Source organism: Alishewanella maricola, from assembly GCF_016343785.1.
GTDB lineage: Bacteria > Pseudomonadota > Gammaproteobacteria > Enterobacterales > Alteromonadaceae > Alishewanella > Alishewanella maricola.
Genome location: NZ_JAEINI020000001.1, coordinates 660167 through 683322 on the forward strand (window position 1 = coordinate 660167; position 23156 = coordinate 683322).

At 44.9% G+C, this 23156-nt stretch carries 20 protein-coding genes and 4 tRNA genes; 7 read left to right on the forward strand and 17 right to left on the reverse strand.

What is annotated here, in order from left to right:
• The first annotated feature begins 52 nt into the window (after positions 1–52).
• The gene (locus JAO78_RS03225; RefSeq protein ID WP_226749902.1) at positions 53–523 is read left to right on the forward strand and encodes a DUF2919 family protein; all 471 of its coding nucleotides are present in this window, start codon (positions 53–55) and stop codon (positions 521–523) included.
• Here JAO78_RS03225 and JAO78_RS03230 read toward each other — a convergent pair.
• Positions 513–2138 carry a response regulator gene (locus tag JAO78_RS03230; protein WP_226749903.1) on the reverse strand — a complete coding sequence of 542 codons (1626 nt, stop codon included), beginning with the start codon at positions 2136–2138 and terminating at the stop codon, positions 513–515. The genes JAO78_RS03225 and JAO78_RS03230 overlap by 11 nt on opposite strands.
• A gap of 300 nt (positions 2139–2438) precedes the next feature.
• On the opposite strand from JAO78_RS03230, the gene JAO78_RS03235 reads away from it, so the two are divergent.
• Positions 2439–3146 (forward strand): DUF1499 domain-containing protein, encoded by a 708-nt coding sequence (locus JAO78_RS03235; RefSeq protein WP_226749904.1) that lies wholly within the window; start codon positions 2439–2441, stop codon positions 3144–3146.
• A 61-nt stretch (positions 3147–3207) separates the two neighbouring features.
• Here the strand turns inward: JAO78_RS03235 and JAO78_RS03240 are convergent, their stop codons facing one another.
• Positions 3208–3906 (reverse strand): gamma-glutamyl-gamma-aminobutyrate hydrolase family protein, encoded by a 699-nt coding sequence (locus tag JAO78_RS03240; RefSeq protein WP_226749905.1) that lies wholly within the window; start codon positions 3904–3906, stop codon positions 3208–3210.
• Between the two features lie 4 nt (positions 3907–3910).
• Complete coding sequence (locus JAO78_RS03245) at positions 3911–4909, reverse strand: amidoligase family protein (protein WP_226749906.1); 999 nt, start codon at positions 4907–4909, stop codon at positions 3911–3913.
• A 261-nt stretch (positions 4910–5170) separates the two neighbouring features.
• Between JAO78_RS03245 and JAO78_RS03250 the strand changes: the two genes are divergently transcribed.
• Positions 5171–7255, forward strand: coding sequence for a collagen-like triple helix repeat-containing protein (locus tag JAO78_RS03250; protein WP_226749907.1), 2085 nt, complete (start codon positions 5171–5173; stop codon positions 7253–7255).
• 89 nt (positions 7256–7344) lie between these two features.
• Here the strand turns inward: JAO78_RS03250 and JAO78_RS03255 are convergent, their stop codons facing one another.
• From JAO78_RS03255 to exaC, 3 genes are all read right to left on the reverse strand, one after another.
• Complete coding sequence (locus tag JAO78_RS03255; protein ID WP_226749908.1) at positions 7345–7554, reverse strand: helix-turn-helix transcriptional regulator; 210 nt, start codon at positions 7552–7554, stop codon at positions 7345–7347.
• The gene (locus tag JAO78_RS03260; protein WP_226749909.1) at positions 7551–7997 is read right to left on the reverse strand and encodes a hypothetical protein; all 447 of its coding nucleotides are present in this window, start codon (positions 7995–7997) and stop codon (positions 7551–7553) included. Before JAO78_RS03260 ends, JAO78_RS03255 begins: the two co-directional genes overlap by 4 nt.
• A 178-nt stretch (positions 7998–8175) precedes the next feature.
• Positions 8176–9696 carry an acetaldehyde dehydrogenase ExaC gene (gene exaC, locus JAO78_RS03265; protein WP_226749910.1) on the reverse strand — a complete coding sequence of 507 codons (1521 nt, stop codon included), beginning with the start codon at positions 9694–9696 and terminating at the stop codon, positions 8176–8178.
• A 159-nt stretch (positions 9697–9855) separates the two neighbouring features.
• Between exaC and JAO78_RS03270 the strand changes: the two genes are divergently transcribed.
• Positions 9856–10755, forward strand: coding sequence for an AraC family transcriptional regulator (locus JAO78_RS03270; RefSeq protein ID WP_226749911.1), 900 nt, complete (start codon positions 9856–9858; stop codon positions 10753–10755).
• A gap of 98 nt (positions 10756–10853) precedes the next feature.
• Here the strand turns inward: JAO78_RS03270 and JAO78_RS03275 are convergent, their stop codons facing one another.
• Positions 10854–11105, reverse strand: a complete 252-nt coding sequence (locus JAO78_RS03275) for an HP1242/YdcH family protein (protein WP_226749912.1) — start codon at positions 11103–11105, stop codon at positions 10854–10856.
• A gap of 335 nt (positions 11106–11440) precedes the next feature.
• Here JAO78_RS03275 and JAO78_RS03280 point away from each other — a divergent pair, with 335 nt between their 5' ends.
• The gene (locus JAO78_RS03280) at positions 11441–11989 is read left to right on the forward strand and encodes a DsrE family protein (RefSeq protein WP_226749913.1); all 549 of its coding nucleotides are present in this window, start codon (positions 11441–11443) and stop codon (positions 11987–11989) included.
• 11 nt (positions 11990–12000) lie between these two features.
• Here the strand turns inward: JAO78_RS03280 and JAO78_RS03285 are convergent, their stop codons facing one another.
• From JAO78_RS03285 to JAO78_RS03330, 10 genes are all read right to left on the reverse strand, one after another.
• Positions 12001–13152: a GGDEF domain-containing protein gene (locus JAO78_RS03285; protein WP_226749914.1), complete on the reverse strand. Its 1152-nt coding sequence runs from the start codon at positions 13150–13152 to the stop codon at positions 12001–12003.
• Between the two features lie 68 nt (positions 13153–13220).
• The gene (locus JAO78_RS03290; RefSeq protein WP_226749915.1) at positions 13221–14126 is read right to left on the reverse strand and encodes a cation diffusion facilitator family transporter; all 906 of its coding nucleotides are present in this window, start codon (positions 14124–14126) and stop codon (positions 13221–13223) included.
• A 196-nt stretch (positions 14127–14322) separates the two neighbouring features.
• Positions 14323–16524, reverse strand: coding sequence for a PepSY domain-containing protein (locus tag JAO78_RS03295; protein ID WP_226749916.1), 2202 nt, complete (start codon positions 16522–16524; stop codon positions 14323–14325).
• 25 nt (positions 16525–16549) lie between these two features.
• Positions 16550–17020: a DUF2271 domain-containing protein gene (locus JAO78_RS03300; RefSeq protein WP_226749917.1), complete on the reverse strand. Its 471-nt coding sequence runs from the start codon at positions 17018–17020 to the stop codon at positions 16550–16552.
• Positions 17021–17044: 24 nt separating this feature from the next.
• Complete coding sequence (locus tag JAO78_RS03305; RefSeq protein WP_226749918.1) at positions 17045–17308, reverse strand: PepSY domain-containing protein; 264 nt, start codon at positions 17306–17308, stop codon at positions 17045–17047.
• Between the two features lie 408 nt (positions 17309–17716).
• Positions 17717–19411 carry a putative bifunctional diguanylate cyclase/phosphodiesterase gene (locus JAO78_RS03310; RefSeq protein ID WP_226749919.1) on the reverse strand — a complete coding sequence of 565 codons (1695 nt, stop codon included), beginning with the start codon at positions 19409–19411 and terminating at the stop codon, positions 17717–17719.
• Between the two features lie 651 nt (positions 19412–20062).
• A tRNA-OTHER gene (locus JAO78_RS03315) sits at positions 20063–20146 on the reverse strand.
• A 21-nt stretch (positions 20147–20167) separates the two neighbouring features.
• Positions 20168–20243: transfer RNA gene (locus JAO78_RS03320), tRNA-Val, on the reverse strand.
• 21 nt (positions 20244–20264) lie between these two features.
• Positions 20265–20340 (reverse strand) — tRNA-Val (locus JAO78_RS03325).
• A 21-nt stretch (positions 20341–20361) separates the two neighbouring features.
• Positions 20362–20437: transfer RNA gene (locus JAO78_RS03330), tRNA-Val, on the reverse strand.
• 204 nt (positions 20438–20641) lie between these two features.
• Between JAO78_RS03330 and gltX the strand changes: the two genes are divergently transcribed.
• Positions 20642–22054 (forward strand): glutamate--tRNA ligase, encoded by a 1413-nt coding sequence (gene gltX, locus JAO78_RS03335; RefSeq protein ID WP_226749920.1) that lies wholly within the window; start codon positions 20642–20644, stop codon positions 22052–22054.
• A 76-nt stretch (positions 22055–22130) separates the two neighbouring features.
• Positions 22131–22919 (forward strand): DUF481 domain-containing protein, encoded by a 789-nt coding sequence (locus JAO78_RS03340; protein WP_226749921.1) that lies wholly within the window; start codon positions 22131–22133, stop codon positions 22917–22919.
• Positions 22920–23156 lie beyond the last annotated feature (237 nt).

Below are 23156 nucleotides of genomic sequence, written 5' to 3' on the forward strand. Positions count from 1 at the left end.
CTTTATTTGCAGTGTGGGCAGTAATAGCGATGTTGTGTTGGCGAGCATGCTGATGAAAGAGTGGCCATTATTAGATAAATACGGCTTAGTCCCTGTACCAATGCGTTTATATTGGTTACTGATTTTATTGCTGCGGCCCTATCTAAGTTGGGTCTTGGTATTAACCGTACCTGCGCAGCAAAAAGATATGTTGAAACTCTTTTATCCGCAGCAGCAAGATTTTCTGATCGCTTGCTTATTGGCGTTACCCGTTTTACTGATTGTTGCCGCCTTGTCGCAGCGCAATGATAAACGTCATGCCGGCTGGCGGCATGTCTGGCGTTATGGTTTACCCATTTTACTGCTTTGTTGTTGTGCTGATCTGGCCTATACGCTTTATGATCTGCCAGACGATGCCATTTTAGATGCCCCATGGCGTTTGTTTACCTTAGTAGGGCTTGGGCTAGGCTTTGGCTGGCTGTGTCGCTCGCGTACCTTACCAGAGGTGTTTCGGGAGTGGCCGTTACCGGTAACTAAAGATTAGCGGCTGGTTTCAGTTTATGTTTAAGCTGATCATAGCGTTGTTGCTGATCGGGTTTTAGCATCGCTTGCTCAATAATTCGCTGGCACTGACGTAATAACTTATTTTGTTCTTTGATTGGGCACAACGGCCGCGGTGAAGTCAGAATGGTTTGCCACAAGTTTAACGCAATACCCGCATTTTTAGGCATCACTTGATGAGCTAATGAGAACGCGGCAAATGCTTGCTCCCAATGTCCACGTTGATATAACTGCACCGCACTGTTGTTGAGTTCGCGTGGGCCCAGTTGCATTTGTTTGCGTTCAGCTTTTTCTTGTTGCAGATAAGCATTTAACATCGGATCCGCTTGGTTTTTCAGACAATAATCACTTATCTGTTCAAATAAATGTTCAGCATTTTCAGTTAAGCCTACTTCATGCATCGCTTTGGCTTTATCGAGCGCATCTTCTAATGACTGAATGGGCGTATCGACTTTTAAACCCCGCAGTAAGGCTTTGGCCTTTTCTTTATTATCTTGTAAATAATGCAACCGCGCTTGGATGATATGTTGCTGCTCAGACAGTTCATGCTTATTAAACTGTTTTTGTAAACTGAGTAAGCTCTGGGTAGCTTGGCGATTTAATCTCACGTTCTGTTCTTCATCTTCGCTGCTCAGCGCGAAATCAATGCTGGCTCTGGCCAAATTAAGATATAAGTCTGGCTGTTCGAAAATTGAAAACCGTGCAAATTTAACCATGTCTTTCGCCGCACGGTATTGCGATTCATAATCATGATTTAAACGCGACATATGAAATAGCTGTTGTTGGCGTAATAAATTGCGTGGTGCTAAATCGGTGGCATCAATCAGATGCTGTTGCGCTTCTTGATAACGTTTTTGTTTAAACTCTAATTCGGCAAGCTGATCTAAAGCAAATAAGCGGCTGTCTGAACGCATCAGCATCGCTTCTAACTCACTAAAAGCCTGCGACTCTTTATCCAATTTTAAATAGCAGCGCACCAAGCCCATGCGCGCCCAGTTAAAGGGTTGGATCGCCAGCATCGCTTGAAAGTACTGCTCAGCCTCTTTATAACGCGCCAAGTTTAATAAAATATCGCCCTTGAGCTTTAATAATAACGGAAACCACTTGCGCTGATTGGCATCAGAAAGTTGCTCATCAATAAAGCTTAAAGCGGCATCATGGTTTTGCGCATCTAATAATTGATAGAGTTGGCGAAGCTGTTCTTTACGTTTTAAGACCCGCTCGATACGCACCTGCAAGTCTTTAATGGCAAAAGGTTTTGCTAAAAACTCGTCGGGTTGCAGTTCAATAACACTGTGCACAAGGGTAGGATCGGTTTCAGCACTGATAAAAATGACACCGGTGGTGTATTTTTGTAAGCCATTAAATTTGAGTTCTTCGTAAAGCTGGTAACCGTCTTTGCCTTCACCTTGGTTGTAAGAGCAAATAATCAGATCGTAATGATTTTCTCGACACAGGGTAAGGGCAAGTTGCGGCCGATCGGCCACCGTAATATCTTGATAGCTCAACTTTTCTAAGGCATAGCGTAAATAGCTCTGTGACAAGGCTTGTTCGTCAATAATCAGAATTCGTTCATCGCGTTCTAGCGAGCTATCCATCGTTGGCAATAATCCTAAAGGTTAGTCCAGTACACTATAGCAACTTTTTTGCACAGAATAACTGCTTAGTCGCAATTATTCATCGCATATTTTGCTGATTTTAAGAGGTTTTTAGTTAAGCCGCCTTGCGCTTTCTCAAGCCTAGGCTTCGCCACATCGCGCTTGGCGCAAAGTGGCTAAAAACGTCTTTTACCGATTAAAGCCTAAGTTTATAAGATTAACATAAGTCCAGATGCGATCCCTGCTAGTATTAACTGCTGGTATTTCATCGACAGCTAAAACAATAATAGGATACACCGTATGAACATTTTAGTGATTTTGGTCAGTTTCGTTGCCTTTTTAATGGTAGTGTTGCCTGGCCTGTTGTACAAATATGGCCTTTTTGCACTGAGCACGGCTTTTGCTGGCCTGCGTTATGGCGTTTATGTGGGAGGTGCAGCCTTAGTACTGTTATTAGTGTACTTAGTGCTGAAACGTAAAAATAGTAATTGGGGTTTAGCCGCGGCCTCAGCTTTGTTGGCTATATTTGCGGTGGCAGTGCCCGTCAGTTTATTAAATAAAGCGCGTTCAGTACCGCCTATTCATGATATTTCGACCGACTTAGTCAATCCACCTGAGTTTATTGCCATTGCCCCGTTGCGGGCAGATGCCCCCAACCCGGTCGCGTATGCTGGCGAAGAAACGGCCGAGCAGCAACGTGTTGCCTATCCTGAGCTGGCGACCCAGCAATATTCCCAAAGCCTTGAGCAAGTGTTTGCTGCAGCCGAAGCTGCAGTGAAAAGCTACGGCATGGAAATCGTCAATGTTGACCGCGCAGCCGGTATTATCGAAGCGACACACACCACGGCATGGTTCGGCTTTAAAGATGATGTGATTATTCGCGTGGTGGATAACGGCGAGATGCGCTTGTTGGATATTCGCAGTAAATCACGCGTCGGTAGAAGTGATGTTGGTAAAAATGCTGAGCGTATTAACAGCTTGATTAGCAGTATCAATAGCGCGTTATAATCTTTAAAACGTAAGTGTAATAAGGCGAAAGGGGATGGCAGACATCCCCTTTATTATTTGTTTAATTTGCCTTGTTGCCTTTGCTTAAGCGCTTTACCGCCCGCGCAAAGCAGCGAAACAGCTCACGTTGTGCGGGCAGATAGGGTAAATACTCGGGATGCCATTGCACGCCCACCACAAATCGATGCTTATGCTCAATCGCTTGCACAAAACCATCGGCATCTCTGGCGGTAATAATCAGGTTATCGCCTAAACGTTTAACTGCTTGGTTATGCAGGCTATTGACACTAAAGCGGCTGGGCGAGACACAATGGCTCAGTTGGCTCTCCGGTGCCACCGTGATTTCTTTAACTGGTAATGCGGTATAGGCATTGGGGGTTTTCTGGCGATCAGGGCGGATATCGGCATGTAACGAGCCGTTCGCCACAATATTAAGCAGCTGTGCGCCGCGACAGATGCCGAGAATGGGCAGCCCCGAATCGAGATATTGTTCAAGCAGGGTCATTTCCAGTTTATCGCGAGCGGGGTCATAACGACTGGTTTCGCGTGCACCCTCACCATAATGCTCAGGATGAATATCATCGCCACCACTAATGACTAGCCCGCTGATCGGCTGGTTCAGCTCTGGCCCACCAGGGTAAAGATAAATACCGCGCAAGCCCACTAGCCATAGATTAAAGCGGATAGCCCACCAACCAATGGGTAAGCGTTTACGTGGACCAGTTACCGCGATGAGCGGTTTGGTTGCGTTTTTCATCATTGCGTTAGCCTAACGTTTGCAGTAATTCTGTACTGCGCGTTAGCCATTTTTTATCAAGATCGCGCGTCAAGCGTTGATAGTCGGCACGAAACTCATCGATAAATTGTGCTAGCCGTTTGGGCTGATCCGCCAGTTGTTCAACTTTAAGCCAGCGCTGCCAGGGTTTTGATAGATCCCAATTCGGGTTATCAATATCGCAGTTGGGTAAGCGGTAATGCAAGGTGGGCCGCGCCTTGATTAAAGCGCGCTCTGGATGCGTGTCTACCCATTTTTCATCGATGTGCGCAATTAATGGTAGTAAATCTAAACTGCGATTGCGGCTAGGGTTGTACGCCATATAGTCGCGAATAAAGTTATCTAAATCAGGTTGATACTGTGGGTCTACCACCTTAAGGATATAGTCTTTGTTAAAGTTATCGATATAGGGCGTAAGCTTGCGCACGAGGTCGATGTTTTCTTCAGCATAAATATAATCATACAAACACATATAGGCTTGCAGATACCTGACTAAGGTTGTCACCTGAAGATCAGGCAGATCAGGGTTTAAGTGTAAACCGAAGGCATAACGTGCGGCTTTGCGTGTGCCTACCGCGCCATTTTCGCGTAAACAAAGAAAGAGGGCATGCAATTCAGCCAACTGACTGATGTTGATAGGTGGCGCGACCACTTCCCAAGGCACCAGTTGCTCGGCTGCCGATTTCAATAATTGTTCAGCCGCTTGATAAATAGCACTGCTTTGCTGCGCACTCTCTTCTGTAGCAACGATCTTTTGCAAGAGTTCAGCATCGAGTTCCAGCCGAAAATCGCCTACACGGCTGTCTTTAATCTGGTAGTTGAAGATCGAGTGTTTAATTACCTTACCGCCGAAACTTGCAGTAATACAATTGACAATCGACTCGGGCTGGCAGCCAGCAAATTCTAATTCAACCCCGACTTGTCGTTCGACATTCTGATGATTTTGCTGCTGAGGTGGCAGCCAAAGCGTGGTGTTATGCTCGCTCAAAATGGCTCCTTAATGTGTAAGTACAATATTCTTAAATCAATCACTTATAGTATCGCGAATGAAGGTCAGGTGCGAATTGCCAACAAACATACTGATATTAAACAAGTTTTAAATTACCAATTTAATTTATAAAAAAATATCAAAATAGTTGCATCTAATTATTCAAGTGGGTCGTTACTGCAATTGAAGATGAGCATTTATCAGCAAAGCCAATAGCTATGTCACTCATCAAACTCAGTTGATAAACTTAAGGACAACGTCATGACAACATCCAAATTAGTTCGGCCGACAGGGCCATTAGCTTTAAGCGCATTAGCTCTCGCCATGTTATTGGCTTTATCGGGTTGTAATGGTGATGATGGTGCTCCCGGTGAAATGGGCGCTACAGGGCAACCAGGCCAGCCTGGTCCCGTAGGAAACAATGGCCAGCCCGGTTTCGCCGCCGCTAATTTTCTTATCGCTAACAATGGCACGGATAACCGCAATACCGTGGATGTGGTTAACCAAAATGCCGCTATGCTGAAACGTTTAACCGGCTTAAATAATGAAGGAGTGGCGCTTGATCCGCTGGGCAATTTAGTGCAAGCCGGTGACAGCATGAACGGTAGTCTAAAAACCTTTTGTCAAATAGCTCAACGTGCTGATGGCGCTGCGTTTAACCTAAATAGTGATCGGGAAATTACCGGTGCAACAACCGGTTTAGTTAATCCTAAAGGAATTGCCTATTCTCAGATGCGTGGTTTAGTGTTTATTGCCGATCAAACTGCAATGCAAGTCACCGTATATGGCGGCGCCGCGGCAGGGGATGTCGCGCCGTTAGCTACCACCACCACCGATGCGATGCCGTGGGATCTGTTTTACGATGACAATAACGATAGGCTGTATGTGGCGCTAACAAATGGCGTACTGTCGGTTTACGATAATTATGTTGCAAGTAACTATGCCGCGATGCCAACACGCAATATTACCCCGGTTGATAGCAATGGGGCTAAACAATCGATTAATTTACATGGGATTGCCTACGATCGTTTATCTGATAAAATGGTTCTTTCGGATGTTGGCAGTGCTACCGATGCCACTGATGGTGCCATTTTTGTACTTAATAACATATCATTGGTCGATGGCAATGTTGTGCCTAGCCGAGTCATTAAAGGCCCCGCAACTAAACTGGGTAATCCGGTAGATATTATTTTATCGGGCAGCGAATTACGCATTGCCGAAAAAGCCAATGATGCCATTTTGGTGTATGCCAATATTTTTGCAGGTGCAAGCGGTGATATTGCGCCTGATTTAACAACCAGCGCCATTAAACCTGAAGCACTAGTTGAACTGACCGCTTCGCGCCAAGACGCAGATATATCTGATATCAGCAGTGCTGCTGTGTTACTTGGTGTTGCGGTATCCAGTAATCCCGCGGCAACAGGCCCGACAACAGGGCAAATAAGCCGATTAAATGCGCCTTTAACTAGTAACTTAGGCCAATATAATGCGCTACAAAATATTGAAAGCGTTACCTTTGATTTGGCAGGTGACAGTTACACCACTTTTGATACGGCGACTAGCGGTGGCATTGTGATTTCTAACCGTGTCGCGACTATGCGCCTAGGCGAGCAATATTCTGCGGCGCAAGATCGGATCATTACCGGAAGTAACACGGGCTTAATTTCACCCAAAGGCTTAGATGTTGATTCTGCCTCAGGTTTGATTTTTGTGGCTGAAAATAATGCGGCAACACCAGGCGTATTCATTTATTCAGCCTGTGCTAGCGGTAATGCCGCACCACTACTAGCCTTAAACACCGCTCCGGCCCAACCGTGGGATGTTGATTATGATCCCACTACAGATCGTGCTTTTGTCGCATTAACCAATGGCAGTGTTGCGGTGTTTAATCAAGTTAGAGCGAAATGGCTAGCGGGTAGTAGTGTCATTAGCACTGCAGATCGTATGATCACCCCCGCGGTCTCCGGTGTTGCTGTACCAGCGCCAACCAATTTACATGGTATTGATTATGATTTTGCCAGTGATGCGTTAATGGTCTCTGATGTGGGCAGTGCGGCCGATGCTACCGATGGTAAAATTTATATTCTAAATAATGCCAGCAGTGCTGATGGCTTAACCAATATAGCCGTTAATATCAGTGGCGCGAATACCTTGCTCGGTAATCCGGTCGATATTATGTATAGCGGTGCGCATTTGTATGTTGCCGAAAAGTCGAATAACCGCGTGTTACGATTTGATAATATCTTGAACAGTGCCGGTGGTAATATTGCTGCCAACGCCAGTTTTGCGGTAACCGCCCCCGAGTCGGTGGCGATTATTCCGGTGTATCTGACGAATCGGCAGTGATGCGCTAATCAGGATTTTGCGATAAGCGCTATGGCATAAAACCGGTACGATTTGATGCCGGTTTTAGTCCATTACTTTGCGCTTAGCGTTTAGCCTTGCCACTGAAACACTTCCTCCAAAGGCAATTTAAATTCAGCGGCGATCTTAAACGCGACTTCGAGAGAAGGGGAATATTTACCTGCTTCAATGGCGGCAATGGTTTGGCGAGTGACGCCAACCCGTTGTCCCAATTCTGCTTGCGTCATTTCACCATGCATGAAGCGTTGTAAGCGAATATTATTAGATAAGCTACCGTTCATGCCGCTTGCCTACGATAGCTGACCGCTACCATGCCATATTGCACCATTTCTGCTAACACAATCATAAAGAGTGCTGCGTTGACAATATCCCAACCGCTGTTAGAAAAGGGCATCACCACGCCGACTAAAATCATTCCGGTAATCAGCACATAATACGCTATGCTAACCGAGTACTGTTTAATGGCAGTATCACGCTCATCTGGCTGCAGCTTAGCTTCCGCTGGGTTAAAGAACCGTAATAAAAGATGGCCAATACCCAATAACGTCAGCTGAATAGCTACCGTAATGGCATAGCCGATTAACTGCCGAAGATCAGGCAACGGTTGTGCAGGAAAATAGCCCGTTGCGACTAAGCTAAAATAGGGGCCAAAGGTAAGCAACATGGCGCAAAGCGACAACCAAGCCACTTTCTCGCGATACGGCATTGTTTCAAGTAATAGCATATGGCTCTCCTAGGGTAAGTCAGTTTTATGGTAGCTATATCCAACTTAGTGTTTGCCTTAATTGTCATCATGTCAAATATTTTTAACTTTAAGTTGTAAAAAAACGGCACGCTTTAATGACAATGCGTGCCGGCTGCGGTTTATCAATTCTTTTTTATGGGGTTAGCAAAACCTTTGGCTAGAAGAAACCTAACGGATCTTCACTGTAGCTGACCAATAAGTTTTTGGTTTGCTGATAATGATTCAGTGCCAGTTTGTGGGTTTCTCGGCCAATACCGGATTTCTTATAGCCACCAAAGGCCGCGTGCGCCGGATACATATGGTAGCAGTTCGTCCACACCCGACCGGCTTCAATTTTACGACCAAAGTGATAGGCGCGATTCATATTGCGCGTCCAAACCCCAGCGCCTAAGCCAAATTCTGAACTGTTAGCCAGCTGCAGGGCTTCGGCTTCATCTTTAAAGGTTGACATCGAAATCACTGGGCCAAAAATTTCTTCTTGGAATACCCGCATATCGTTAGTGCCTTTCAAGATGGTGGGCTGAATATAATAGCCGCCGTTTAAGTCGTCACTTAGCTGTTCAACCTGGCCGCCGGTCAGTACCTGAGCGCCTTCTTGTTTGCCGATTTCAATGTAACTTAAAATTTTATCAAACTGTGCTTGGGAGGCTTGAGCGCCGACCATGGTTTCGCTATCCAGTGGGTTGCCGCGCTTAATTTGTAGTGTGCGCTCTAAAATGCGCGCAATAAATTGCTCGTAAATGTCTTCCTGAATAAACAGCCGTGACGGGCAAGTGCAAACTTCACCTTGGTTAAAGTAGGCCAACACCGCACCTTCAATCGCTTTGCTAAGAAATGAATCGTCTTTATCCATCACATCGTTAAAAAAGATATTTGGCGATTTACCGCCAAGCTCAACGGTAGACGGAATAATATTTTCTGCTGCACACTTTAAAATGTGCGAGCCAACAGGCGTAGAGCCGGTAAACGCAATTTTGGCAATACGGCTGCTGGTTGCGAGGGCTTCTCCGGCTTCTTTGCCAAAGCCATTGACCACATTCAGCACCCCGGCTGGCAGTAAGTCGCCGATTAATTCCATTAACACTAAAATAGAGGCGGGCGTTTGTTCGGCAGGTTTTAATACCACACAGTTACCGGCCGCCAGTGCTGGCCCAAGTTTCCATGCGGCCATTAAAATCGGGAAGTTCCACGGAATAATTTGGCCAACCACGCCCAGTGGTTCATGAAAATGGTAGGCAACAGTGGTTTCGTCAATCTCGCCAATACTGCCTTCTTGGGCGCGTATACACCCAGCAAAATAACGGAAGTGATCAATTGCCAGTGGTATATCGGCGGCCAGGGTTTCACGAATGGCTTTGCCGTTATCCCAAGATTCCGCGACGGCTAACATCTCTAGGTTTTGCTCCATACGATCAGCAATCTTCAGTAAAATGTTACTGCGTGCCGCTACAGAGGTACTACCCCAGGCGGCTTTAGCGAGATGCGCTTTGTCGAGCGCTAATTCGATATCTTCTTTACTCGAACGAGGGATCTGGCAAAACACCTTGCCGTTTACCGGGCTTTTGTTATCAAAATACTGGCCTTTAATGGGGGCGACCCATTCACCACCAATATAGTTACCATATTGCGCTTTAAAGTTAACTAAGGCACCCGCTGTACCTGGATTTGCATAAATCATAGTCTATCCTTTGTCTAAATAGTTTAGTAATTCATTACCTAAATCTGGCGGGAAGTTATTGTTTTTTAGCCGCCATAGGTTCACATTAGCGGAGCTGTGTTCAACACGCTTGCTTGCTAGTCCAGATTTTTTGTCTATTTGTCCAAACAGAGGGAGACTATGACAACATCGGTACTCACCCAAAAACGCCAACGCATTAATGTGCTTGTTGAAAACAAAGTGAGCTTTGCCGGTGAGCATGCTGAACTCAGTATTTATGACACCTATCAAGATGCGCAGCAGGTGGCGCTACACTCTAGCGAGTTATTGTTTTGCGGTATGCTAACGGGCAAAAAAGTCATGCATGTCGCCGATTGCCAATACCACAGCGCGTTCTTACCGCATCAATCTTTTGTGCTGGCGCCTGGGCAAAAGGTACTTATCGACTTTCCAGAGGCATCACTGCAACAACCCACTACCTGCCTTGCCATTGAAATCAGTACCGATAAAATTCGTAAGGTGGCCGATGCGTTGAATTTCAAACAAGAAATTAGCCATAGCGATTTTTTTCATTATGTGCCGAAACTGGTACACGGCCAGCATAATTCGCAAACGCAGCAGTTACTGCAAAAAATGATCACGCTGTTCAGTGAAAACGAGCAGCACCGTGACTATTTAATTGAATTGTCGTTAAACGAATTGATTACCCGTTTATTGCAGCAGCAAAGCCGCGAATTACTGTTGGCCAGTTGTAAGCAAAACAACCAAACAACACCGCTGGGTAATGTGCTGAACTATATTGAGCAACACCTGAGCGAAGATATTCAAATTGAAACGTTATGCAAAATTGCCTGCATGAGCCGCAGTAAATTTTATCAGCAGTTTAAATTAGCTTTTGGGGTAACCCCAGCGCAGTGGCAGCAGCAATTGCGCTTACAACAGGCTTATCGGTTACTGCAAACTGGCGAGCGGATAAGCCAAGTGTGTTATCAGTTAGGCTTTAATAACCCAAGCCACTTTAGCCGGGTGTTTAAACAAACCTTTGGGGCAGCGCCTATCCATATCGCTAAAGCCAATTAGCCGCCGCGAAAACGGCTAGCGATGCCGAAAACTGCAAAACCACAGTGACGCTTTTTTGTTAAGCGTAGCTGTGGTTAATAAGATTATTTGGCTTGGTGTTATTGCGCGGCTTCTTCTTTTTTTACCATGGCAAGCAGCGAGTCTTTAAGCTGAACACGGCGCATTTTTTTCTGCTCTAAATTGTCATCCGTAGTAGGGATACCGGCAGATTCAATACTAAATACTTCGTGATCTAAGTCGTTGTATTCATCAAATAACTTGGCAAAGTGCCGATCATGCATCTTTAAATGGCGAATAGTATGGTGATGATCGGGAAACTCACTGAGAAAGCTATGTTTTTCAAGCGTCATATTATTTCCTTATGCGATTAATTACTGTCTTACTCTGATAAGTATAGGCGTAAATTAAATAAGGTTTATTGATCTCGGTCACAGCGTTGTTTGAAACCACAGGGGCAGGCTTTAAATGTTGATTTTAAAAAAACCGTTCAATAGTTAACCGCCGGGCTAATAGAACTTTGGATGCAGACGGTTCTGACAAGTATTGGATAACGCATTGAAAGCGGTTTTTTCGTTTGACTACTTGCTCAATGTTGCGCGCTCACCGGCTTAAACTGATGTTCTTTAGGCTTGTTGATTACGCGGGTGCTAGGTATAGTCTTTATAAACAATCGTTGGACACTCCCATGCAAATACACCGTTTTCTTTTATTAATCCCCTTATTGCTTTGCACTGAAAATGCCTTAGCTGCGCAGCTGGACAATTTTAAAACCGGCCCCGTGTTTAACGATTTCGGGCCGACAGCACCTGTGCAACAAACTGAACCGGTGCCCGCCAATACGGTATTTAAGCTGGCTTTCGACGTCGCTAAAGCGGCAGAACCAGGCAAGCTAAATCGGTCGATAGAAAGTGCGGCTCGATTTATCAATATGCATGTTGCAGCGGGTGTGCCTATAGAAAATATTCAGCTGGCCGTGGTAGTGCATGGCAGTGCCTCTTTAGAGATGACGAACCCAGAATTTTATGCCGCCAATAAAGATGGACTAAAAAATAGCAGCGCCACTGCTATCGCACAACTACAGGAAAAGGGAGTCAAATTTTACCTTTGTGGGCAAAGTGCTGCTGCTAATGGCATCAGTAATGCTGACTTGCTACCCGGTGTAAATATGGCGCTTTCTGCGATGACTGCTCAGGTGCTATTGCAACAGCAAGGTTTTGCCATTAATCCATTCTAAAATTCTTGATGTCAAAGCCCAACTGCGCCGAGGGTTACGGTATTTCTGCCAGCACGCTTGCTGCTGTAAAGCGCTTCATCTGCGGCTTTTAGCGCACTCACGTAGTCGTGTTGTGAGGTATCTACATACACTAAACCGATACTGATGGTCAGTTCGACCTTGGCATCAGCCACAAATTGCAGTTGTTTTTCAACTTGTTCACAGAGTCGTTGGCTAATTTTGAGTGCGGTGGCCTCATCTAGATCGATAAGTAGTGCAGCATATTCTTCACCACCAATGCGGCCAATAATATCGTTACAACGTAATTGTTTTGATAACAACTGTGCCACGGCTTTTATAGCGCTATCGCCTACCGCATGGCCAAATTTATCGTTAATTTTTTTAAAGAAATCGATATCGATCATCATTAATACGGCAGGCAAAGGCCGCTGTTGTTGCCAATAACGTTCCACCTGATTGAAAAAATGCTCACGATTGGCCAATTTGGTTAAGCCATCGCGTTGCGACTTTAAGGTGAGCTTGCGTTCTAGTTTCAAAAAGCATAACCAGGGTAGCAATAGGGCGGTAAAGGTGGTCAATAAAATATGACTTAGCAGAGTATAAACAGAGCTTTCGGGTAAGCCATTACTGTTTAATGATTGCCATTGCCAAAGGATCAACATTACTTGGGTAAACATGGTTAGCGCATGCAGTAGAAAAATACCTTGTAAGGTGCGGGTAAAGGTGGGCTCGGTAATTACCGATTTTTGAAGCAAAATAGCACATAAACAAAAGGTGATACCAATAGCCAGTGCGATTAGCACACTCAAGATACCGGGGTGTTGATGTACGCTTAATAAAGCGACTGCGGTCAATGCTAATAGCGCAAAAGCTTGTTGGCGCCGCCGCCGCGTATAGCGAAAACGTGAAAATTGAATGAGCCCCGCCAGCACCAATATTGGCGCCAATAACAACAAGCAATCAGCAACAAAGAAGGTGAAAAACGCGGCAATATCATAAGGGCGTAAGGCAACGAGCGTGCCACCCAGCACAAAACTGATGGATGAGAATGACCAAAGTCGAAAGCAGCGATCTTTGGGTTTGCGCCGATAAAGTAAGTACAAATAAAAACCCACGATCAGGTTTATTACCAGAGCTAATATCACAACAGTGGGTAAATGCATGTATTCCTCAGGACAAGGCAAAGAAGTGACGAGTCCGCTTTAAAAATCTCATTACAAGCATAACAAAATTAATGACAAACTTGCGCGTTATTGCAGTTAGTCAGGGTGGCATGCTCAAATTCTAAGGTGGTATGACCTATACGAAACTCACGGGCTAATAGTGCTTTTAAGGTGGTTTTTATTTTCTCCAGTTCTGCCACATCAATGTTTTCCACCACAACATGCGCTTCAAGCGCACTGTGCTGTTCATCGACTTGCCAGATATGCACATGGTGCACGTTTGTTACGCCATCTAACGCTTGCATGGCCGCAATAACCTGTGGGATGTTTATATGCTCAGGTGTGCCATCCATCAATAAATGGATAGCTTTAGGCAGCATGCTAAAGCCTTGCCATAGCACATAGCCAGCAATCAGCAGTGTCAACAAGGTATCCACCCAGTACCATTGATAAAGTAAAATTAAGGTGCCGGCGATAACCACTGCAACGGAGGCGAGAGCATCGGAGACATTATGCAAAAAGGCGGCTTTGATGTTCATGCTGTTTTTTGATTGCGCATAGGTCAGAAGCACGGTGACCACATCGACAAGCAACGCAAAACTGGCCACAATGACCACCAGCCAACCAGCGATCTCTTGTGGATCAGCTAAACGCCATAACGCTTCGTAAATAAGATATAAACCAATAATGATCAATGTGATGAGGTTAATTAGCGCTGCAATCACTTCGGCCCGTTTATAGCCAAAGGTTTTCAATTCATCGGCGGGTTTACGGCTTATCTTGCGAGCAAAAATGGCGATCCCCAGCGAAGCGGCATCGCTTAAATTATGCAGGGCATCGGCAATCAGCGATAAACTTCCCGAGATAATACCGCCAATAATTTGTGCTACGGTGAGTAAAACGTTGATGACCACGGCAACAAGTAGTTTGCCATCGCCAAGGTTTTCTGTGCCGTGGTGGTGTGAATGGGGCATGAGCGGTATCCTACGGCTGAGTAATTTTGATGAAATGAGGGCAAAATACTGCCACCATGATATGAATATCATCTATTTTTAAATATAGGAAGAACAAAGGTTTTTTTACCATGATTTATTATGAACATAAGGCAAGCACATGAACAGCGGGGAGGTATTGAGAGCAAGTTATGTTAAGTAACACTAGAGCGTTAATCTAGTAAGAGTCCTCAACATAGCGGCCTTGTTGTTTTAGGGCCTTAATATTTAATGCCAGTGGCAGAAATATCTTATCCAAAGTGGACGCAACATCAGTGGCCATTTGCCTTCCGCCACAAACTAGAATTTGGGCGTTAGCTGCCATCAGTTCTTGCAGCTGTTTGGTATCAAGTTGCAGTTCGTCTTGAACATAAGCCGGCTGCTGACTGCGTGAGAAGGCAAGATGTAGTTGCGATAAGCGTTGGTCAGCAAGATAAGATTGCAATTCTTCTTGATATAAAAAGTCAGAATCCGCTCGACGTCCACCCAAATATAAAAACATTGGGCGGCGTGTTGTGTTGGCTCTAATAAAGCCAATCAAGGGGCCAATACCGGTGCCAGCGCCAATCAAAATGATCGGTGTTTTACCCTTACAAGGTTTAAAGCGCGGGTTTTTCTGAATGAATATATTCGCCACTTCACCCAGCTTTAATTGACACAAAAAGTTTGAGCAGAGACCATTTTTATGACGTCTTACGCAAATTCCCAAGATGCCGTCTTGGCTACTCGAGGCCAATGAATACAAGCGCGGCGTTTCGCTACCTGGAACGATGATGCCCACTAAATCGCCTGCGGTAAAATGAGGTAGAGCTTTACCGGAATGCGTTGGCGTAAAACCTAAGATGCAAGTGGGTGCATTGACTGCTTCGCCATAACCGCTGCGTTCATACAATGTTAGCGGCATCGTTGCTGGGTGAATGGAAGTGTAATGCAGCGATAATGGTAATTGGATTGCCTGGCCCAAGGCAGCACCCCATTGTTCAAACGCTTGGCCTGATTGACGGTTGATATAATGCGTTGCCAATAGCTGTGGCCATTGTTGTAGTTGTAATGCAAGGCTGACTTGATCGGCAAAATGACAAAAACGCTCAAACTGCCGATCACCAAACCCCAGAACTGCCCAAGGTAAGTTAAATGTTAACGGCAGTTGTTCGAGTTTTTGTAAAAATTGCTGCGCGGAAGCCGGCGCATCGCCATCACCATAAGTGGCAGTTAAAATCAACAAGCGACGCGCTTTGATATAGTGAGGAGCCAGTTGATTCATTGTCGCAATATGCACCAAGCAGCCGTGGGTGGTTAAAGCCTTATGCAAGGCCTGAGCAAAGCCCCATGTACTTTGCATTTCAGAGCCTACCAACACAATGGTATCTGCAAGATGTGCGGCAGCGTTTCCTTTTAATTTTGGAGAATTTTGGCGACGTTGCCACCAAGTCATGGTGCCGGTGACGACTAATACTGGGACGGTTAGGGCGGCGATACCAAAGAGTAACCCAAGCCACCAATAGGCATCGCCTGTGTGTAACTCCATGATAAATGTTTGCAGCATGGCGCCATTTCCGTAATCGGTATAGGCCAGCCACTGTCCGCTGGCTTGATCAATATACCCCGATCCCTGATGGGTTCTTAGAGCGTAAACATCGAGAGGATCATTAGGGAATGGAAAAATTAGTTGGTGCAGATCACGTAAATCAACTTGTTTTAGTGCTACGAGGGTGTCGATTGGCGCAGGTGCTGAGCCTGCTAATGTGGTCGGAAACGTCGCTTCTTGCTCTGGTGCTTCGGTTAAAATGTCAAAACGTAAGGCCGAGAGCCAAACACCGGTAAATGCCGATAACACGAGCCCAAGCACTGCAGCACGAGCTAGTTCAGCGTGCAGGCGAGGCCCTATGGCGTCGGTGGCGGCGCTTTTTATCGGCGTGAACATTTTTTTCCAGCCACCGAGTCGTGAAGCAAGCAAAAATACGCCACTAAAACAGAGGATCAGCATCGCTAGCGCGCTAACCCCCACAATCGCCCGACCACGAGAATCCCACAAAAAAGCGCGATGCAGATCTTTAATCCAACTGAAAAAAGCGGACGGCTGATAATCGGCAATAAACTTACCAGTTAAGGGATCAATAAGTACCGCCCCCGGATTGCCATTATGAGTAAAATAGACCAACATAGCGTCTGAGGGAAGGCGTTCAATTTGTTCAGTGCCAGGATAATGCTGCACAGCAATTGCCGCCAGATCAGCCACGTTTACTGCCCCTCTAGCGGGAACGGTTGCTAAGCTTCGCTCCATGGCGGGTTGCACAGACAAAATGGCACCGCTGCTGGCTATAAGCAACAATAAAGTGCCAAATAAAAGGCCTAACAACGAGTGCAAGCGACGTTTCATGTGAATAGCTTATTTATCGACAGCATCACAGAGAGTAGCTAAGTGTTTTTATGTAGCCACGCCCTTTAACCGGCATATTTGCCCCTTGGCGGGTCAATGCGACTTCAGCATCAATTCGATTATCTCGTTGATCTTCAACTGCGCTGTCGATGCGGATCAGATAACCGGCGTCGATCAGCGCATCATCGATATTGGTTTTGAAAGTGATACTGTCACCACTGCTAACACTGGCTCCGGTTAGACCATCATACTCCATCGCTTGCATACCACTACCTTTGGCCCACTCGCGCAAATGTTTGTAATATTTTTGTTTCTCGCCAGCAATCCACAATGTCTGGTTAAATTTGCCATTGGCATCAGTTAAATAAATAGCAAGATAAGCTCCATTACCTTGATAGTTGTTCAATGTTGCGTTAACAGTGACTTCTGCTGCCGCGGCGGTGTTCGCTAAACTGAATATCAGTAGTAAACCTGTGGTTAGAATAATTTTAGGCATTTGGCGATCTCCGTTTTGATTGTTTTAGCGAAACAGGTTAGCGGTTGGGGGGGTATCTTGTGTGTGTTTGTCTTTTTTCCATTCTAGTTTCAGTAGACTGAGAGACGAGGGCGAAAAAGTGGCTTTCACTTTACGGCCTTGTTCATCCAAAGCGCGTACTTCATAACAACCATCATCAATTCGAATGCGCTGAACAACCCAGCCTTGCTCCTCTAAACGCTGCTTAAGCAATTGTCGTGGCAGCCAGTCTCTAACAGGATCTTGACAATCGTCATTATCTGCGGCCACGGTGGTGATAAAAAACTAAGACCCAAACTCAACAAGAGCATAAGGCTCTTTTTACTTAGAATGGCGCGAATAGCCTTCATCTGATTCTCCCTGGTCGTCCAGTCTGCATTGGCACCACATCTTTATAGTAATAGGGTCAAGATAGGATGCCTTGATACAAATCATACTTAATGAAGCTTAAGTCCAAATGAAGGTAATGAGGTGAACACCATAGTGTTCAAAAAAGCTAACAAAGAGTTTCCCTAAAGGATAAACCGCATCGGAAATTGGCAAACGGGTTCGTATTAGGCTGAGAACGTTGCCATAACGATGATCAGCATGTTATGGCGTTCGAGTAAAAATATTTGTCCTGATCACTTTACTGGCGATAAAGAATAACCGCGAGCGTCGGCTAAAACAGAACCTGTTTTAGGAACCATCGGCTTTGAACTGAGGAATGCTAGTCAAAAGGTGTTCCTTTCTTAATGGTTTAGCGAAGAAAAAACCTTGGAATTGTTTACAACCCAGCTTTTTAAGCTCGGTTAATTGTTCTAAATTTTCTACACCTTCTGTCACTACATTAAGTCCTAATCCCTGAGCTAACAGTAATATAGTAGAAACAATCTTTCGGTCTGATGCACTGTTTGTAATTTCTTTTACAAAGGATCTATCAATTTTAAGTTCACTAAGCGGCAGATTTTTGATATAGGCTAGCGAAGAGTAGCCTGTACCAAAATCATCCAAAGAAAAACTGATACCATAGCGTCGCAAATCCTGCATTTTCTGCACTATGATGGCTGGGTTTTCTAGCAATAATCTTTCGGTTAGCTCTAGGTGCAGTCGTTGGGGATCAATTTTGTGATTGAGCAAAGATTGAATAATATCCGGAACAAAGTTTGGGTGTGCAAATTGTTTAGGGCTAACATTAACCGATAAGCGGCAAGACGCAAACTCAGGTATAGTGCTGCTCCATGTTAAAAATTGACACGCTTGCTCCAGTAACCATCCTCCCATTTTGTAAATGGCTCCATTACGTTCTGCCAGAGCTATAAATATATCAGGGCGAACAAGTTGGTTTTGATACTGCCAACGCATTAACGCTTCAAAGCCAATTAATTGTCCATGTTCATCGACTTGAGCTTGATAAACTAGAAACAGTTGTTCTGTGAGTTGTGTAGACTTTAATCCTTGGTCTAAGACTGCGGAATGTCGTTGTTCTTGATCAATTTCATTAGAGTGAAATACGAGGCCGCCTCGCTGTAGTTGCTTCGCAAATTTAAGGGCATTCTCAGCGTAGCCAATAGCATTTTGGCTGTTTTCGTTGGGTTGATTAAAGTTGTAAATACCACCACTAAAAGAACAACTTATTGGCCTGTTGATAATGGTCTCTACGCTAGAAAGTTGGCATAGTACCTCAGTTAACCATCGCTTAATTTCATGTTGAGGTAACTCTGATTGAAACAACACGCCGAATTCGTCTTGGCTAGAGCGAGCAATTAACCTAAAGTCTTTATATTCAGACAATTTCTCAGCTGTTTTTCGAAGAACTTCATCGCCATATTCATAACCAAAAGCCTGATTAATTTTACTGAAATCATCAGCGTCGATCATCAGTAAGTAAAAGTTCTGCTTATTTAACACCAGACCATCGATGGTGTCATTTAATGCTAACACTAAGGCGTTTCTGTTGGGTAAGCCGGTCAGTAAATCTGTATTCTCTAGCAAGTGAATTTTTTCACGTTTGGAAATACTGTCTCTAAGGTCTCTAATCATTCCCAGATAAGCAGTGCCATCTTCCATTTCTAGCTGACATACTCTTAACTCTATGGGTATGAGTTCGTCGTTTATATTTTTGGCCTGCAGCACACGTGTATTACCTATTACGCGTTTAACAAGATTACTTCGATAATCACGTAAATAGTTATCATGATGCTCAGCATGATAGTCGACCATGAGACATTTGATATTTTTGCCGAGTAAGTTTTCCTCCGTATAGCCAAACAACGTTAAAGCTGTTTGGTTGCAATAAGTAATTAAGCCATTTTTATCAATGCTGACAACGGCATCCATGATGTTATCAAGTATTGTTCGGTTTAAACTTTCTTTCGCGGAAAATACAGCCATTAATAATCCTAAGAATTTAAAACGACAACTTTTAATACCATTAATCTATAGCATAGCTTTGATTCTATAAACCGTACAGTAATTTATATAATGACCTATAATGGGTAACTCTATGATTGGTATTGAAAAAGAGCATAGTTGATACCACGATATTTTAGAGACATCTAAACTGAGGCAGTTGTAGTGAATTAGCTGAATTAATGCAGTTCTCAATTAGAACTAGAGATAGACGTAGAAGTATAGGAAAGTCTTAGTTAATCATGATCGTGTCGAAAAAAAGTCACGAGTAAAGGTGTTCGGATAAAGCAATGTATCGGCAACGGTGCAAAGTAGGTGCTTACACAGCTTGGGGTAGTGCTAACCGTGTCTTGTTAAAAAGCGGACGGTGCTAATACGGCTGAGCTAGCAACAAATAAGAACGGTTTCAAAAAAAGATAATGGTGGATTGTACTGGGTTCGACGTAGTGGCAACCGTGTCTTGTATAAGAGCGGGCGGTACTCTTACCGCTGAGCTAGCAACAAATAAGTTCGGTTTTAAAAAAGAAATTGGTGGATTGTACTGGGTTCAAGTAGTGGCAACCGTGTCTTGGATAAGAGGGGGCGGTGCTCTTACTGCTGAGCTAACAAGAGATTGGTTTCAAAATAATATTTTGGTGGATTGTACTGGGTTCGAAGTAGTGGCAACCCTGTCTTAGCAAAGAGCGGGCAGTGCTCTTACAGCTGAGCTAACAATCCATGGGATACGTAACATCGAATTGGTGGATTGTACTGGGTTCGAACCAGTGACCCCCGCCTTGTAAGGGCGGTGCTCTCCCAGCTGAGCTAACAATCCATGGGATATGTAACGTCGAATTGGTGGATTGTACTGGGTTCGAACCAGTGACCCCCGCCTTGTAAGGGCGGTGCTCTCCCAGCTGAGCTAACAATCCATGGGATATGTAACATCGAATTGGTGGATTGTACTGGGTTCGAACCAGTGACCCCCGCCTTGTAAGGGCGGTGCTCTCCCAGCTGAGCTAACAATCCACGCTGTGATGGCGCTCATTATAGGCAGCAAGAAAAGAGTGTCAACTTTATTTTCTGAAAATGCTACCGCTTGCCGCAAAAGTGAACAGCATTTTGCCTATTGCCGAAAAAGTCTGCATGAACAACGACAGCTTTGGTGCATCCTACGGCTGGCATTGCTACAATAGCCAGCTTATAGCTTGTTCAGTCAGATATGGAAAAATTATGTCATTGGTGACTCGTTTTGCCCCAAGCCCAACCGGTTATTTACATGTTGGTGGTGCTCGTACTGCCTTATTTAGCTGGTTATACGCTAAAAAGCAGGGTGGTAAATTTATCCTTCGTATTGAAGATACCGATTTAGAGCGTTCAACGCAGGCCTCGGTTGATGCCATTTTAGAAGGCATGCAGTGGTTGGGGCTGGATCACGATGAAGGTCCTTATTATCAAACTAAGCGGTTTGATTTATATAAAGAGGTGGTTGCGCAATTATTAGCTGAAGGCAAAGCCTATAAGTGTTTTTGTACTGTTGAAGAAGTAGACGCCATGCGTGAAGCGCAAATGGCCGCTGGGGAAAAACCCAAATACAACGGTATGTGGCGTGACAGAACCGATCACCCGAGCGACAAGCCTTATGTTATTCGTTTTAAAAACCCACTAGATGGAGTCGTGGTGATTGACGATATGATCAAAGGCCGCATTGAAATTGCTAATGCCGAGCTGGATGATTTGATTATTGCCCGTAGCGACGGTACCCCAACTTACAACCTAACCGTTGTGGTAGATGACTGGAAAATGGGAATTACTCATGTGATCCGCGGTGATGACCATGTTAACAATACGCCTCGGCAAATGAACATTTTAGCGGCATTGGGTGCAGATATTCCAAAATACGCACACGTACCGATGATATTAGGCGATGACGGCAAGCGCTTATCCAAGCGCCACGGCGCTGTTGGCGTGATGCAGTATCGCGATAATGGTTTCTTACCGCAGGCGTTATTAAACTATTTAGTGCGTTTGGGCTGGTCTCATGGTGATCAAGAAATTTTTAGTATTGATGAATTAAAAGATCTCTTTGATTTGTCGGCCTGTAACCGCGCACCCTCTGCTTTTAATACAGACAAGCTGATTTGGCTTAACCAGCATTATATGAAAACGCTGCCGGCAGAGCAGGTAGCTGAGCACTTAGCTTGGCATCTAGCAGAGCAAAAGCTGAATACTGAAAACGGCCCGGCACTTACTGCCGTGATTAGCGTGCAAGCTGAGCGGGTAAAAACGTTAAAAGAGTTGGTAGAAGTCAGCCGTTATTTTTACGAAGACTTCAGCGAGTTTGAAGAAAATGCAGCGAAAAAGCATTTACGTGTTGTTGCAGCGGAACCTTTAGCGTTAGTTCAGGCCAAACTGGCTGAACTTAGCACATGGGATGCGGCCAATATCCACCAAACGATTAATGCAGCAGCAGAAGCATTGGGTTTAGGTATGGGTAAAGTCGGCATGCCATTGCGTGTGGCGGTTACCGGTGGCGGTAACTCACCTGCTTTGGATCAGACGTTGTATTTAGTCGGCAAAGAGCGTGCTTTAGCGCGGATCACACTGGCACTTGACTATATAAAGCAACGCGCTGAAAGTAACTAAGCGGTTAGCCAGAGCTAGCGTCTGAAGATTCGGCGCTAGCATTACTTAGAAACCCCATAAAGAAATTACGCCTAACATGCCTGTTTTAATACTTTTGCTCGGATTACTGTCCTTTAGTGTACTCGCCAACGAAGAACCTGAGAACGATGCGGGAACGTTGCCTGAATTTATCGATTTGGGTATTTTGGGCACCATTACGGGTGATATCGAACTCGGCTTTTTGTTTATCGACGGAAATACCGAAGCACGAGGCTGGCGACTGGTCACCGAAATGGTGCATGACACTGAGTATTTTCGGAATAAGTATCAGTTTCAGGGGCGGTTACAAAAAAATCAATTTACCAATACAGACACCGGTGATGTGACCAGCCAAACGACCATAAAGCGTTACGCGTTCACGGGGCAAAGCAATTATAAATTCCTAAGTGGTACACAGTCATTCTTTGGCCGTGCAGCTTATGCCTATGACATGCTCGGGGCTTTTAAACAGCAAGGGCAGTTGGTAACAGGTTATGCTAACCGTATTTATGAGCACCAAGCTAACTATTTAGACTTAGAAACCGGCCCGGGTTTTGCCTATCGCGAAGCAGCATCGGGTAACACTAGCCGTGGTTTAATCTGGTTTTTAGCGGCCAACTTCGATCAAGAGTTGTATAAAGGCAGTCGCTTTCGGCAGACTTTTGAGGGAAACGTATCGCTGGATGGCAATAACTCGATATTTACCAGTCGCACGTCGTTAACATCGCAAATTAATGGTCGTTTAGGCATGCGTTTAAGTTTTAGTGTGAATTATAACTCTGAGCCTGAAGGCGATGCTGAAACGACAGATACGGAAACGTCGGCTTCACTGGTTTATGCTTTTTAAATGAGTCGTGTTATAGCTAAGCTTTAAGGTATTGAACGAAACAAAAAGGGACTTAGGGTTAATAGCGATGTGTGTAATGTTTAGCATGACGCGGTTTGCTCATATCAACACGCCATCAATCATCCCTGAGGCTAATTGATGAATTTCATTCCTGAAGTTCACCCTTCCGGGCCAGCAAAGCTGTTCAAATTCGTTCCCAACGGTTTTGTCCGGCCATCCATGGCCTTCAACAGTTGA

Coding starts and splice junctions, on each gene's coding strand:
- JAO78_RS03225 (WP_226749902.1), top strand. CDS start 53: ATGAAAGAGTGGCCATTATTAGATAAATACGGCTTAGTCCCTGTACCA.
- JAO78_RS03230 (WP_226749903.1), bottom strand. CDS start 2,138: ATGGATAGCTCGCTAGAACGCGATGAACGAATTCTGATTATTGACGAA.
- JAO78_RS03235 (WP_226749904.1), top strand. CDS start 2,439: ATGAACATTTTAGTGATTTTGGTCAGTTTCGTTGCCTTTTTAATGGTA.
- JAO78_RS03240 (WP_226749905.1), bottom strand. CDS start 3,906: ATGATGAAAAACGCAACCAAACCGCTCATCGCGGTAACTGGTCCACGT.
- JAO78_RS03250 (WP_226749907.1), top strand. CDS start 5,171: ATGACAACATCCAAATTAGTTCGGCCGACAGGGCCATTAGCTTTAAGC.
- JAO78_RS03255 (WP_226749908.1), bottom strand. CDS start 7,554: ATGAACGGTAGCTTATCTAATAATATTCGCTTACAACGCTTCATGCAT.
- JAO78_RS03260 (WP_226749909.1), bottom strand. CDS start 7,997: ATGCTATTACTTGAAACAATGCCGTATCGCGAGAAAGTGGCTTGGTTG.
- exaC (WP_226749910.1), bottom strand. CDS start 9,696: ATGATTTATGCAAATCCAGGTACAGCGGGTGCCTTAGTTAACTTTAAA.
- JAO78_RS03270 (WP_226749911.1), top strand. CDS start 9,856: ATGACAACATCGGTACTCACCCAAAAACGCCAACGCATTAATGTGCTT.
- JAO78_RS03275 (WP_226749912.1), bottom strand. CDS start 11,105: ATGACGCTTGAAAAACATAGCTTTCTCAGTGAGTTTCCCGATCATCAC.
- JAO78_RS03280 (WP_226749913.1), top strand. CDS start 11,441: ATGCAAATACACCGTTTTCTTTTATTAATCCCCTTATTGCTTTGCACT.
- JAO78_RS03285 (WP_226749914.1), bottom strand. CDS start 13,152: ATGCATTTACCCACTGTTGTGATATTAGCTCTGGTAATAAACCTGATC.
- JAO78_RS03290 (WP_226749915.1), bottom strand. CDS start 14,126: ATGCCCCATTCACACCACCACGGCACAGAAAACCTTGGCGATGGCAAA.
- JAO78_RS03295 (WP_226749916.1), bottom strand. CDS start 16,524: ATGAAACGTCGCTTGCACTCGTTGTTAGGCCTTTTATTTGGCACTTTA.
- JAO78_RS03300 (WP_226749917.1), bottom strand. CDS start 17,020: ATGCCTAAAATTATTCTAACCACAGGTTTACTACTGATATTCAGTTTA.
- JAO78_RS03310 (WP_226749919.1), bottom strand. CDS start 19,411: ATGGCTGTATTTTCCGCGAAAGAAAGTTTAAACCGAACAATACTTGAT.
- gltX (WP_226749920.1), top strand. CDS start 20,642: ATGTCATTGGTGACTCGTTTTGCCCCAAGCCCAACCGGTTATTTACAT.
- JAO78_RS03340 (WP_226749921.1), top strand. CDS start 22,131: ATGCCTGTTTTAATACTTTTGCTCGGATTACTGTCCTTTAGTGTACTC.